Origin of the sequence: Pseudomonas asuensis, from assembly GCF_014646755.1 — a bacterium.
Lineage (GTDB): Bacteria > Pseudomonadota > Gammaproteobacteria > Pseudomonadales > Pseudomonadaceae > Chryseomonas > Chryseomonas asuensis.
This window is the reverse complement of record NZ_BMNW01000005.1, coordinates 192,898-206,614: the sequence shown is the minus strand read 5'-3', so window position 1 is coordinate 206,614 and position 13,717 is coordinate 192,898. Positions and strand designations below refer to the sequence as shown.

At 54.9% G+C, this 13,717-nt stretch carries 9 protein-coding genes and 2 pseudogenes; 3 read left to right on the top strand and 8 right to left on the bottom strand.

What is annotated here, in order from left to right; translation table 11 throughout:
- The first annotated feature begins 21 nt into the window (after positions 1-21).
- Positions 22-1,425, top strand: a complete 1,404-nt coding sequence (locus IEX86_RS12880) for an FAD-binding oxidoreductase (RefSeq protein WP_188866530.1) — start codon at positions 22-24, stop codon at positions 1,423-1,425.
- 339 nt (positions 1,426-1,764) lie between these two features.
- On the opposite strand, the pseudogene IEX86_RS12875 reads toward IEX86_RS12880, so the two are convergent.
- Positions 1,765-2,268 (bottom strand): annotated as a pseudogene (locus tag IEX86_RS12875) (GNAT family N-acetyltransferase).
- Positions 2,269-2,506: 238 nt separating this feature from the next.
- Between IEX86_RS12875 and IEX86_RS12870 the strand changes: the two are divergent.
- Entirely contained in the window at positions 2,507-4,126 is a 1,620-nt protein-coding gene (locus tag IEX86_RS12870) for a methyl-accepting chemotaxis protein (protein ID WP_188866529.1), read from the top strand.
- 85 nt (positions 4,127-4,211) lie between these two features.
- Here the strand turns inward: IEX86_RS12870 and IEX86_RS12865 are convergent, their stop codons facing one another.
- The 7 genes and pseudogenes from IEX86_RS12865 to IEX86_RS12840 all read right to left on the bottom strand — a co-directional run bounded on the left by IEX86_RS12865 (position 4,212) and on the right by IEX86_RS12840 (position 11,572).
- Positions 4,212-5,831 carry a glucan biosynthesis protein D gene (locus tag IEX86_RS12865; protein ID WP_188866528.1) on the bottom strand — a complete coding sequence of 540 codons (1,620 nt, stop codon included), beginning with the start codon at positions 5,829-5,831 and terminating at the stop codon, positions 4,212-4,214.
- 273 nt (positions 5,832-6,104) lie between these two features.
- Complete coding sequence (locus IEX86_RS12860; RefSeq protein ID WP_188866527.1) at positions 6,105-6,743, bottom strand: 7-cyano-7-deazaguanine/7-aminomethyl-7-deazaguanine transporter; 639 nt, start codon at positions 6,741-6,743, stop codon at positions 6,105-6,107.
- 173 nt (positions 6,744-6,916) lie between these two features.
- Entirely contained in the window at positions 6,917-7,642 is a 726-nt protein-coding gene (locus IEX86_RS25675) for a methyl-accepting chemotaxis protein (RefSeq protein WP_373290436.1), read from the bottom strand.
- A gap of 129 nt (positions 7,643-7,771) precedes the next feature.
- A pseudogene (locus tag IEX86_RS25670) lies at positions 7,772-8,548 on the bottom strand (CHASE3 domain-containing protein); the annotation flags it as partial.
- A gap of 175 nt (positions 8,549-8,723) precedes the next feature.
- Positions 8,724-10,109 carry a 2-oxoadipate dioxygenase/decarboxylase HglS gene (hglS, locus tag IEX86_RS12850; protein WP_188866525.1) on the bottom strand — a complete coding sequence of 462 codons (1,386 nt, stop codon included), beginning with the start codon at positions 10,107-10,109 and terminating at the stop codon, positions 8,724-8,726.
- 122 nt (positions 10,110-10,231) lie between these two features.
- Positions 10,232-11,233: an aldo/keto reductase gene (locus IEX86_RS12845; RefSeq protein WP_188866524.1), complete on the bottom strand. Its 1,002-nt coding sequence runs from the start codon at positions 11,231-11,233 to the stop codon at positions 10,232-10,234.
- Positions 11,234-11,329: 96 nt separating this feature from the next.
- On the bottom strand, positions 11,330-11,572 hold the full coding sequence (locus tag IEX86_RS12840; RefSeq protein WP_188866523.1) for a hypothetical protein: 243 nt from the start codon (positions 11,570-11,572) through the stop codon (positions 11,330-11,332).
- 391 nt (positions 11,573-11,963) lie between these two features.
- Between IEX86_RS12840 and IEX86_RS12835 the strand changes: the two genes are divergently transcribed.
- On the top strand, positions 11,964-13,559 hold the full coding sequence (locus IEX86_RS12835) for a carboxylesterase/lipase family protein (protein WP_229685330.1): 1,596 nt from the start codon (positions 11,964-11,966) through the stop codon (positions 13,557-13,559).
- Positions 13,560-13,717 lie beyond the last annotated feature (158 nt).

Below are 13,717 nucleotides of genomic sequence, written 5' to 3'. Positions count from 1 at the left end.
CAAGAACAAGGTGAAAGGTCTATGAATGCGCAGCATCCTTTTCTCTCGCCACTCTCTACGGCCATCGAAGAGATACAGGCGTTTCTTGACGAACGGATCGTAACCAGCCTTGCGGAGCGGGAGCAGCATGGTCATGGTGAGTCCTATCATGCGACCCGGATGCCTGATGCCGTGTGCTATGTGTACAGCACAGAAGAGGTCTCCCGGATAGTTAAGGTCTGCGCCAAATACGGTATTCCGGTCATTCCTTTTGGCGGTGGCACGTCATTGGAAGGGCATGTCTGTGCACTCAAGGGCGGTATTTGTATCGACCTCAGCCGGATGCAACGTATCCTGGCGGTGCGCCCAGGGGACCTGGACGTTACAGTGGAGGCCGGAGTGACACGCCAGCAGCTCAACACCGAGCTGCGCACAACGGGGTTGTTTTTCCCCATCGACCCGGGCGGAGAGAGCACCCTGGGTGGTATGGCGGCAACGCGTGCTTCCGGAACCAATGCAGTGCGTTACGGGACTATGCGCGAGAACGTCCTGTCACTGACCGTAGTGTTGGCTGATGGCCAGATCATCAAGACGGCCAACCGCGCCCGCAAGTCCTCGGCGGGTTATGACCTGACTCGCCTGTTTGTAGGCTCGGAAGGAACGCTGGGTATCATTACTGAAGTGACCTTGCGGCTGTACGGCATTCCTGAAACCACTTCTGCTGCGGTGTGCACGTTTCCCGATGTGGAAAGCGCCGTGACCTCGGTAGTGACGATCATTCAATACGGTATCCCGGTTGCACGGGTCGAGCTACTTGATGCGCGAACCATCATGGCAGTGAACCGTTATTCGAAGATGGAGCTGGATGAACGGCCTACCTTGTTCTTTGAATTCCACGGCTCACCCGCGGGTGTCGCCGAGCAGGTAGAGCTCACCCAGTCGATCACCGAAGGCAACGGTGCGCTAAGTTTTGTCGCCGCAGCGGATGCCGACGCACGTAATACGCTTTGGAAGGCCCGTCACAACGTGCACTACGCCATGCAGGCCATGCGTCCGAACGGGCGGGTATGGAGTACCGACGTATGCGTCCCTATCTCGCAGTTGACCCCCTGTATCACCGAAACCGAAAAAGACGTGCAGGCCGCCTCGTTCTTCATTGCCATGGTCGGGCATGTGGGGGACGGTAATTTCCACCTGGGGCTGGTGGTTGACCCTTCTAGCGAATCCGAGTTGGCAGAAGCCGAAGCGCTTAATGAGCGGCTGGTGCATCGTGCCATTGCCCTGGATGGAACGGCCACGGGTGAGCATGGCGTGGGATCAGGCAAGATCAAATTCATGGAGCTTGAGCATGGTGCCGCGGTGAACACCATGCGCACCCTGAAAATGGCGCTGGACCCCCAGGGGATTCTTAATCCAGGCAAGGTATTACCCGGTGTAGAGGTTTGAGTCTTTAGCCAAAACGGCCCGCTTGGCATCGCAGGCGGGCCTGATTTTATAACTTCTTCCCGTTTCAGCGCTCCAGCAGAAGCCCTTTAGTTATAAGGCGCGGCAGCAGAACGTTCGTCTGTACCAGGCTCTTGATCCCATAAGCGTTCTGGTCCTGATCGTAAGGTCCGTGTGCCTCCATAAGTGGCGCCAGGAGATCATCAAGAGAACTCGCTGCTGGCGCATTGGCCCAGCCATCAGCAGTGGCGACCGGCTGATGAATTTGGTTGTGAGGGCATCGATTGTGTAATGCGGACAGATTGTCCGCAGGGTTCATCACTGGTGACGAAAAGTGCAGCTTCAGGCTATGGAATTGATTCTCTGCCACATGTGAACCTTGGCCATGAAGGTAGCGCCAACGGCTACAGCCATAGGCTCTATGCCAAACACCTCAAAGCCGCAACGCTCATACAGGCGTTGCGCAGTGCGATTACCTTCCGTGACGGTGAGCTGTACCAGGCGGATATGCTCGCAGCCCCGTGCATGGCTTAGGACTGTCTAGATCAGACGCAAGCCGATACCGTGATACCTAAGGCGCGGCAGAATGTATAGGCCAAACAAGGTGGCTTTATGTCGGATCTTTTCGCAAGACTCGAAGGACAGGCCGACCACACCAATCAGTTCATTGTTGTCCCATGCCCCGAACACCGCATCCTTTTCAAGACGGGACTCCCACCAAGCCATTGGCAAAGCCTTGCGCTCAGACACGCTGGATGTAAAAGACTCTGGATGCAGCTCATATGCTTCAAACATTAAATGACGGTAACTAAGCGCATGGTGTGGATGAAGGCGTTCGATGAGCATGATGAAGGCTAATAAACAGTAGTTATCTAATTATAAGCAGACATGTTATGAAGTTGTCTTGATATTAACTTAACTTAGCGGCTGTTAATAAACTTTTTGTTAACCTTCGATATTTAAAATGTATTCATGCTTCTTGTTGTTTGGCCGATAGTTTATATACCGAAATCCCCTCCTGCGGACTGGGCAGTCCGCGCTTTTATAGCCCTGTAGTCTGCCTTTTTAGGCAAAGGACTTAAATATGTTAAGACGTATAAAAACCGCACAGCGGACGGCGTTATGTTTTAGTCTTATTATTGCCCTGCTGCTTGGTCTTGGCATTTTTTGCCTGTCGCAGATGGCGGATATCAGAAAGTCTAGCCAAGTTATTCAACATGAAGCACTGCCCAGTTTGGCCTTGGGTGATGAGCTAGGCATTGCTCTTGCACGTCTGCGAATTAATGCGTTGCAGCTTTATGCATACAACTCGCCGGAGGAGCGCGCTACCTATAAGGAGCGGTTTTCAAAAATAACTGCTCAGATCGAGAGAGTCATGGCGGCTTATAACAAGGATGCCAACACGCCAGAAGAAATAGAGGCAATGAAAACGCTGGGTGAGACCTATCAGGTATATAAGGGAGCTGTATCTAGAATTATTTCCCTGATGGACGAGCAAAAAACCGAAGAAGCACTGAAGACATTGCGTAGTGTGGCTTCTTATGCAGATGTTATTAACGCGCAAATTGAAACACTGGCGAACCACAATAAAGAAGAGGCTCAAAAAGCCGGAGATGCTGCCAGCAGCACATATACTCAGGCGCGTACCGTTGCCATTGCGGCTATCAGTGTGGCCGTTCTGTTGGGTGCACTGCTTGCCTGGTTATTCAGCCGCAGTATCATCTCGCCGATTCAGTCAGCTGTCAGTGTGGCTCAACAGATTGCCAGGAACGATCTGAGTGGCCGTATTGATACCCAAGGCATAGATGAGGCCGCCCAGTTGCTTCAGTCTTTAAGCCTCATGCAGCAGAATCTGCGTACTACGTTGGGTGAAATTGAAGGCTCTGCCAACCAGCTTGCGGCCGCCGCAGAGCAAATGAGTCATATCACCCATGAAAGCAAGCGGGATATTCAGCAGCAGAACAGTGAGCTGGATCTGGCGGCGACGGCCGTCACCGAGATGAGTGCTGCGGTGGATGAGGTTGCCTCCAATGCGGTAGCCACCTCGGAGGAATCCAAGGCGTCTACCCGTACTGCCGAACAAGGCCAGGCTCAGCTCAGCGAAACCATTCAATCGATCCAATACATGGCGAGCAATGTCCTGGGGGCTTCGCAACGAGCCGAAGCTCTGGCTGCGCAAACACAAAACATCAGCAAAGTCCTCGATGTTATTCGCGCTGTGGCCGAGCAGACCAACCTGCTGGCACTTAACGCGGCCATCGAAGCCGCGCGTGCGGGAGATGCCGGTCGTGGTTTTGCGGTCGTGGCGGATGAAGTACGTGCCCTGGCTCATCGTACCGGGGAATCCACCCGCGAAATCGAAACCATGATTGGCCAGATTCAAACAGGAACACATGAAACCGTAAACGTTTTACAACGCAGCGCCGAGCAGGCGGGTGCGACCATGGACAAGGCCAGCGCCGCTGAACAGGCTCTGCAAAGCATTACTCGCGCCGTTGTGGGTATCAATGAGCGTAACCTGGTGATCGCAACAGCCGCTGAAGAGCAGGCGCAAGTCGCTCGTGAGGTTGATCGTAATCTGGTGCGTATTCGTGATTTGTCCCAACAGACTGCCTCGGGTGCCGATCAGACTGGTGTGGCCAGCCAAGAGCTGTCGCGTCTGGCGACCGACCTCAATGGCATGATTCGCCGGTTCGTTCTGTAACTCAGTTGCCTACCGGCTGAAACTTCTTTTCACGCAATAAAAAGCGGCTCACAGGAGCCGCTTTTTATTGCGCTATCCCTATAGATCAAGGGTAACGACGGCGATCAGGTGCTGGCGGGAAGTACTGATACAGCCAGGTTTCGCTGAGCGTTCGGTCGTTGGTGCGGATGAACAGGCGCATGTCTATCGGGTCTACGCTGTCGCTGGTGGGGTACCAGTCGAAAATGACACGATAGCCTTTGATATCCGGTATCCAAAGGACGTGGAAGTCCTTCAGCTCACCGCTCGATACCTTGACGACGGGCTCGATCCCAGTGCCTTGGGGAAGGGTATCAAGACCGCCGCCCACGAAGTCCACCGCAAATCGGCGTGCCCAGACGTCTGGGTAGTGCTCGCCCGGTGCCCAGCCCTCTACGAAGCCGCCCATGCCGGAGCGCGTCGCATGGACCTGCGCCAGCGGTGTTCTAACCGGTGGCAGAGCGCTCCAGTAGAGCTTGTAACCATAACGCAGCTCTTTGCCGGCTGTGACTGGTACCTTGGGATTCCAGCAGGCCACGATGTTATCCAGCGTCTCGCCAGTGGTCGCGATCTCGAGCAGATCAATGCTGCCTTCACCCCATTCCGTCGTCGGCTCAACCCACAGGCTTGGACGGCGGCTGTACCAGTCCACTGTATCCTGATAGCTGGAAAATTCATGATCGCTCTGCACGAGGCCAAAACCCTTGGGATTTTTGTCTTCGAACGCATTGAACTGAAGCTTGGCGGGGTTATTCAGCGGACGGCACACCCATTCTCCATTACCGCGCCACATGTAGAGGCGATCGGAGTCGTGGATTTGTGGGTGAATGGTGTCGCACATGCGGCGTTCATGGGTGCCACAGCTGAACATGCTCGTCATGGGAGCAATACCCAACTGTTTGATTTCTTTTCGGGCATAGACATTGGCATCGATTGCCATCACTACCTGCGTAGCACGGCAGTCGATGTCGAAGCGATACGCACCGGTCGCGCTCGGGGAGTCGAGCAAGGCATAAACGACGAAGCGCGTGCTGTGCGGCTCAGGCGTCTCAAACCAGAACTTGGTGAAGTTTGGAAACTCCTCCACGGTGTCCGAGAAGTTATTGATGGCAAGGCCACGGGCTGACAGGCCGTACTGCTTGGTGTCATCCACGGCGCGGAAGTAGCTTGCGCCCAGGAATGAGACGATATCGTGCTGCGTCAGCTCAGGAGACTTGAACACCTTGAAACCTGCAAAGCCCAGGTCGCCCTTGAGTTGTGACTTATCGACGCCGCTGTTCTCGTACTTGAACATCTCTGGCCGGAAATGAATTTCCGTGGCCTGCTTTTTCACGGGGTCGACACTGTACATGCGGACCGGCTGCTTGAAGCCCATGCCGACATGGAAAAACTGGACGTCCAGCTGGCCCTTGAGGTCATGCCAAAGCGACTCATCAGCATCGTATTGGATGGCATTGAATTGCTGTGGCGTCATTTTTGCCAGCGTGGGCGGCAGCTGCTGGGACGTATCCACATAGGCACTGGCGGCCATTTGTTTGGCCTGAGCTTTCAGCAAATCGAACTCGAAGGGTTCTACGTCCTGGCTGGAAGAACCAGACAGGGATTGAGCAGCGAATACGGTCGTAGTAGGAAGACCGGTATACGCGGCAAAGGCCAGTGAAGCTTTCAGAAGATCTCTGCGGTGCATACATGAACCTATGTGACTAAAGTGTCGTCAAGCGCTGGGGCAATGGGTCCGATGCTCTGTTGGATTACACAGGCCAGTCCTGAATAACCCTCAACGCAACGGCTGAGGGTAAGAGATGTTTGCGCAGGAGAACAGTTCGATTCTGTTTCGGAAACTGTAAAACACCGCACAAAGCTAGCGATCCAGACCTGGAATGCTTTTTCAGGGTATTTCCAGACCTTGCATCACCTGCCGCCTTGCCCGGCAGGTGGATACATGTCTAGAAGAATGCTGTCAGGCGCGACGCAGTAGCATGCGTTCAATAGCGCTTAGCAATACACCGTACAGCGGCAGGAACAGGAGCAGGCTAACGCTAAGCTTCACGGTATAGTCGACCCAGGCGATCTCGACCCAGTGCTCGGCCATGAATGGGTTGTCGCTGTGCCAAAAAGCAATGGAGAAAAAGGCAAACGTGTCGAGCAGATTACCCAGTATCGTCGAGGCTGTGGGCGCTATCCACCACTGGCGCAGCTGACGCAGGCGATCAAAGACATGGATATCCACCAACTGGCCCAGCACATAGGCAAAAAAACTTGCCAGCGAGATACGCAGTACAAACATATTGAACTGTGCCAGTGCTTCCATGCCACGGAATGCGCCTTCCTGGAACAGTACGGAAAGAATATAGGAGACGATCAGCGCCGGTATCATCACGCGGGCAATGACTTGGCGCGCCGGGCCTTTACCGAGAATGCGGACCGTCAGATCGGTTGCCAGAAAGATGAACGGAAAGCTGAACGCGCCCCAGGTCGTGTGCCAGCCAAACAGGTTGAGCGGCAGTTGAACGAGGTAGTTGCTCGCGATAATGATAAGAATGTGAAAGCCAATCAGGCCGGCCAGTGCCGAGCGCCTGACGGAAGAGGTCAGTTGCATAATGCATCCTTTTTGGTGGAATGGGGTGAGGGAACCCATGACGTCAACCTGCTTTTGAAGCAGGGCGCGCATTCTAAGCGCAGTGCGGGATAAAGCGTAGTGAAATTCATTGGGCGTTATTGACGCACCCAAGAAAAAGCCCACCAGAAGGTGGGCTTTTCGGTGCGCAAGATTTACAGACGGAACTGCGCGACCTGCTTGTCCAGCGACTGAGCCAAGTGCTGAATGCTTGAAGCATTACGCGAGGCGCCTTCAATGGAGTTGCTATTGGTCTCCGCCATCTGTGCAATGCGCTCTACGCTGCGCGCTACGTCCTGACTGGCAACAGATTGCTCACGAAGTGCCAGGGAAATCTGGTTGACCACGGAGATGATGCGATCCGAGCCGTTACGAATCTCGTCAATGGCTTCGCTAGCAGAGTGAGCCAGCTCTACGCCTTGGTTCACCTGAGTCACGCCAACGTTCATGCTGCCAACAACATCCTGGGTGCTCGCCTGGATCTTTTTGATCATGTCGGCGATTTCCTGGGTGGACTTGCCAGTGCGCTGCGCCAGCAGGCGGACTTCATCAGCCACCACCGCAAAGCCACGACCCTGGTCGCCGGCACGGGCAGCCTCGATCGCGGCGTTCAAGGCCAACAGGTTGGTTTGCTCGGCAATTTCACTGATCACGTTCACGATGGATGTAATCTGATCGGCATGACGGCCCAATTCGGAGATCTGCTCAGCCGAGCTTTGCACGGTACCCGCAATTTGCGTCATGCTTTCCAGGGTGCGACGGATGACGTTGCCACCTTCAATGGAACGCTTGCCGGAGTCAGTAGAGATGGCATGGGCCTCGTTCGCACTGGTCGAAACGTGGCTGATGCTGACGGTGAGTTCTTCCACGGTAGCGGCCATGGAAGATGCCGAACTCGATTGATCCCGTGCGGCTACTGCTAGCTGCTCTGAAGTATTGGAGATATCGTGAGCGGCTGTCAGAAGATGCTCGGCACCACCCTTGATCTCGGAAATCATTTCCCGCAGGCGCTGCTGCATGGCGTTGAAAGCCTTGAGCAGGCTGCCAATTTCATCTTCGCCAGTGCTGCTGATCTGAGTATCCAGACGGCCAGCGGCAATAGCCTGGGCAACCTTGATGGCATCATCCAGACGGCGCTTGATGGAGGTAGACAGGCTGAACGCAATGACCAGAGCCGCTACGGCAGCCAGGATTCCACCGCCGATAATTGTCCAGATAGCATTTTGCTCAGCAGATTGCATGGCCTCGGCACGCACGCCAAGCAGCTTCGACTCGTCGTTGCTGAAGTCGGCGATCAGCTGGCGCATCTTGTCCATCTTTGCCTTATCCTGGCGATCAATAATACGCTGCACCATATCGTCCATGGAGGAGGAGCCTTGTACAACAGCACGCCGCAGCTGTATGGAACGCTCAATGTCTTCGTTCATCCACTTCATCTGAGTGGTTTTGAGATCATCTAGGCGAGTTTGCTGGGTCGGGTTATCAGATGTTAGCTTTTTAAGCTTCGTCCAGGTTTGCTCGAACGCCGTTTTTCCCGCGTTATAGGGTTCCAGAAAGTCGTCCTGACCGCTTAAGGCAAATCCACGCATACCCGTTTCGATGTTAGTTAGGCTAATCAACAGATTATTAGCCCCATCAATGGTCTGATAGGTATGAATGTTCCACTTGACCGAGTTATCCACCTCGGAAAAGCCGTGGCGAGCTACATACACCAGGATACAGATGATCGCGATGATCAGCCCAAAGCCTGCACCCAGCTTTTTGCCGATTGTTAAATTGGACAACATGAGAAGCGCTCCGATGGGAGAAAGCAATAAGGTTCACTTGCTCTGTATCGGTAAAGAAATGAAATATCTTTAGACTGGACGCGCTGTACGGACAGCAGTAATACCGCAGCCGCTCTAGTTCGGCAGCAAGAGGGCTCTCGATTTCATAATGGGAGCACTCTTGGCTGATTTGACCTTACAAAAGGGTTATTCCCAATTGATCCGCGCAGACGTCGAGCGAGCGCGCCTGAGTGTCCGCGTAGAGAGCTAGCTCATCCAGGACCAAAGCGCCCAAATCCTGCTCGAAGCGGTCCTTGCTGGATGCCTGCGCATAGTAGGCCTGGGTATGATCACCCAGATTGGACTGGAAAATGCCTGCTGCGCTAACGGGCAGGAAGTCTTCATAGACCAGTGGCTCATAAGCGACATAGCCGGCACTGATCAAGGTTTCCAGATCCATAGGCGCCTCGTTTCGAGCCGCAAGCCCTTGCGCAGTCACAAAGTAGCGGAAGTAGGCCAAGCCTTGCTTTCGCAGGAGCTCATAATCATCGGGCAAGTCAGCAAAGACATTACTTAATGCCTGCATATAAGCTTGAGCATTACTTTCACTGGGTGCATGAGTGCGGGTGGTGCTTAGCAATCTGTCGTACAGCGCACGGCCTTTGGGTGTTAGCGCCACACCACGTTGTTCGATCTCGCCAAAGCGAGCCGTGTGGCTACCGGCAACGGCATGACCTTGCGCATCGATAAAGCTGACGTGCTCCTGCAATGCCTTGAAGCTGGTCTGGCGAAGCAGAACAGGGCACCGACGGGGCGGCGGTCCTTCGATAACAGCCTTGGGCGTGATACCGCGTAACGGCATGCTCTGCTGGATGGCGTCTATATCCAGCGTCCGAGGCGTCAGATGGTTGATATGCGGCCCCTTGAACGCCACGATATCGGCAATCAAGCGATGCTGATCATGCAACTGCTGGTACACCTCGGCGCTAACAGTGGCCTCGCCATGCCAGCGAAAGGTTTCCAGAGCCTCACAAATGAATGCAGTGGCATCCTCTTCGCTCAGTCCACCGTCCGTCTCGCTACGGGCAATCAGCTCCAGCGCCCGAGAAGTAAAAATAATACGCCGCGCCAGGATATCGGCTGCTTTTTGCCTGAGCGCTTCGTCTTCAATCAGCTCCAGGCGGAGCAGGGAAGTAAAAACGCGAAACGGGCTCTTTTGCAGGGAGGCCTCATGGATGGCACGAAACGCAGTGGAGTGCACCGGCACGCCCGCTTCGGAGAGGTCGTAATAACCCACGGGATACATGCCCATAACTGCGAACAGACGGCGCAGCGTAGCCAGCTCTTGCGCCGTGCCGACGCGGATCGCGCCATGGCGCTCCTGATCCAACCGCTCGATTTCACCCGTCTGGCGCAGTTGCTCTGCTAACGCTGGATCGTTTGCCAGCGTACGCTGATTGATATCGGCCACCAGTTCCAGCAACGCCCCGTACAGTGGCACTTCAGCCTTGTACATGTCAGACATGGCGCGGGAGAACCGGGCACGGATCTCATCGGGATCGACAAAAGCCTGCGTCGTCATGGCAAACCGCTCCTTAGATAGGCCTAGCTATTGTTATATCAGGTCATTCTGCGGGTCACGTTCGTGCCTTACAAATGACAAAAATTCACCCGTTCATTCATAAAGGGAATCAGGCGAGCCGCTCAGTCGCGCCGCTTTTCACTGTCCATATGAACCAGTTGTGACGCAGGATAACGCTCGCCAGCGGCTGCGCTGGCAGGAATGGCATATTCAATTTCCACCAGTTCCTCTGCGCTCAGCGTGACCTTTAGTGCGCCCAGTGATTCTTCCAGACGCTCTCGGGTACGTGCACCTACCAGCGGGACGATTTCCTCACCACGCGCCAGAACCCAGGCAATGGCCAGTTGTGCCGCCGTAATACCCTTGCTCGCTGCTATAGCTTTGAGCGTGTCGGCCAGCTTGAGATTGGCTTCTAGATTGGTGCCCTGAAAACGCGGGCTAATAGCTCGAAAATCCTTTTCACCTGAGCGGTCCTTGGTCCAGTGACCACTGATAAGGCCTCGCGAAAGAACGCCGTAGGCTGTAACGCCAATTCCCAGCTCGCGGCACGTGGGCAGTATCTCGGCTTCGATTCCACGGGAAATCAGCGAGTATTCGATCTGCAAATCAGAGATAGAAGTAACGGAAGCCGCCTTGCGGATCGTATCAGCACCCACCTCGGAAAGACCTACATGACGCACATAGCCAGCTTTGACCATGTCGGCAATGGCGCCTACGGTATCCTCAATCGGAACGTTCGGATCAAGGCGGGCAATGCGGTAGATATCCACATGGTCCGTATCCAGGCGTTTGAGCGTGTATGCCAGAAAATTCTTGATGGCTTCCGGTCGGCCGTCATACCCCATCCAGGTACCATCCGGCCCTCGCAAGGCACCAAATTTTACACTGATCGTCACGTCTTCCCGGCAGCGGCCCTTGAGCGCTTCGGCAATCAACAGCTCGTTATGGCCCATGCCGTAGAAGTCCCCGGTATCAAGCAGGCTGATGCCGGCGTCCAGCGCTGCGTGGATTGTGGCAATGCTTTCGCTACGGTCAGCCGGGCCATAGAGGTCCGACATGCCCATACAGCCAAGGCCCAGCGCGGATACCTGAGGACCGGTCTTGCCAAGTGTACGTGTATGCATGGCGAAAGCTCCGTAAATAGAAGGCGTTCACCGTAGACCGGTCTGTAGCGACATCTGCGTCATAGGCAGACTGACTTAACCCAGGCGATTGCCCGTTCAGGGATGAGCGGTTTCTTTCTCGACCCGTACCGTACGCTCTGAAGCGTAGGCGGTTGGTGCGTCAGCAAGTTTGTCATCCAGCTCTTCCAGCTTGAACTCGACGTCCCTGAGCTGAGTGCTGATGGCAACCAGCTGGTCTTCCAGCAGGCGTGCCCGAGCCAGTGTTTCCTTGATGATTTTGAAAGACGGGATTCCTACGACGAAAATAAGAATCAGGGCGATGATTGAGGCGATACTCATCTTGGGTCCTTTTATCGGCAGTCATCAGGCTGCGGCATTCCGTTACCAGGGGCTTTTCCGTATGAGCCACGGAAAGTGTGGAGAGTCGATACCGCATCGGGTTTCGGCTACGCTTTTTACGCGCGCCATCTCATGGTTGAGGACAGGTGATGTTTCATTGCCATCAACTCCCGCTGTGACAGTGCAAAGAATAGTTTGATCCGCCAAGTAGCAACGTTCGCAGACAAAAGGTTTTAGTCAGCAAGGCGGAGATGCTTGCTTAAACCTTGCGTTAAACGAGCTTCTGTATGGTGAAGGAGCGGAACCTCGGCAGTGGCCTAAACGTCACACCCGCAGGCACCTCAGTGCTCCGCATGGATTTGCCCCAATTGATCTGCCAAAAGGAAAAACAATGACTCCATCCATAAAGAAACTGATCACGATGGGCTTGCTCATGGCCCCCCTTGGGGCCTTTGCCCAGACCAGTGCGTTGACTGAGGCTGGCATTGATAGCGGCCGCCTGAAGGGTAGCCAGTCGGGGGATGTCATTTCATTCAAGGGCATTCCCTTTGCTGCACCGCCCGTGGGTGAAAATCGCTGGCGAGCACCGCAGCGTGTCAAGCCCTGGCGCGGTGTCCGCGAAGCCACAGCCTATGGCGCTGACTGTATGCAAAAGCCGATCGCCAGCGATGCAGCCCCACTGGGAGCAGAGCCTTCCGAAGATTGCTTGTATTTGAATGTCTGGCGCCCAGCCGAGGACAAGGCAACCCGTAAGGCAGCACTGCCGGTTGTCGTCTGGATTTATGGGGGTGGCTATGTGAATGGCGGAGCATCGCCGTCGGTCTATGACGGTAGCGCCTTTGCCCGTGATGGTGTGGTCTTTGTGAGTTTCAACTACCGGATCGGCCGCTTTGGCTTCTTTGCGCATCCCGCGCTGACGGCTGCAAAGGAAGGTCCGCTGGGCAACTATGGCTACATGGACCAGATCGCTGCGTTGCAATGGGTGAAGCGCAACATTCGCCAGTTCGGCGGTGATCCGAACAACGTCACCGTCATGGGTGAGTCTGCTGGCGGCGGCTCGGTACTCAACATTACAACCACGCCGCTCACACGAGGTCTGTTTAACCGTGCCATCGTCATGTCGGGTGGCGGGCGTTCGCTGACGGGCGAGCTGCACGAGATCAGCCGTGATCTGCCGGGCAATCCGTCGGCTGAGACCATCGGCAAGAATTTCGCCCGCAGCGTAGGCGTGGAGGGTACTGATCCCCAAGCGCTGAAAGCACTACGCGCGCTGCCTGCCAACCGTGTGCTAGGCGATCTGAACATGATGACGATGGGCAGCAATGCCTCCACCTATGTCGGTGGCCCGGTGCTCGACGGGCGTATCGTGGTGGGTACACCGGAGCAGGTCTACAGCGCCCGCCAGGAAAACAAAGTCCCCATGATTATTGGCTCGACCAGCGCTGACCTTGGCTTCAACACGGCCAGGACAATGGATGAGTTGTTCGCACCGTTTGGAGATGAGGCGAGTCGCGCCCGCCAACTGTATGACCCGCAAAACACCGGAGACGTGCAGGCTGTAGGGGCAGCGGTCGCCATGGATCGCATGATGACCGAGCCGGCCCGCTTCGTAGCCAACAAGATCTCCCAAAACGATCGGCAGGCCTTTCTCTATCGCTTTTCCTATGTCGCAGACTCGCTGCGTAGCGAAACGAACGGGGCGCAACATGCCAGCGAGATTCCGTATTTTTTCAAGACACTGGAAGCACGTTACGGCGAGGAGGTGACGGATAAGGATCAGGCCATGGCAAACGAGGCCCATGCCATCTTTGTCAATTTCATCAAGACGGGTAATCCCAACGGTACAAACGTAGCCCGTTGGTTACCGTTCAACCGTGACAGCAACCTGGTCATGGATTTCACACCTGAGGAGGGGGCGGTCCTCAAATCCGATCCTTGGAAGGAACGCCTTGACCTGATCGAAGCGACTCAGCACGCCAAGCCATAAGCTTTGTATCGAGCCGGTCATGGCCGGCTCGATACGCGTGTTATCCAAATTTTCCTTCACCTGACAACCCGTCTGCTATCACATTTCCCTAATTGACAATCGGATCATTTCTTCTCATAGTTCCGCCACGCAAACGTTTGCGCCATAACAAAGACAAT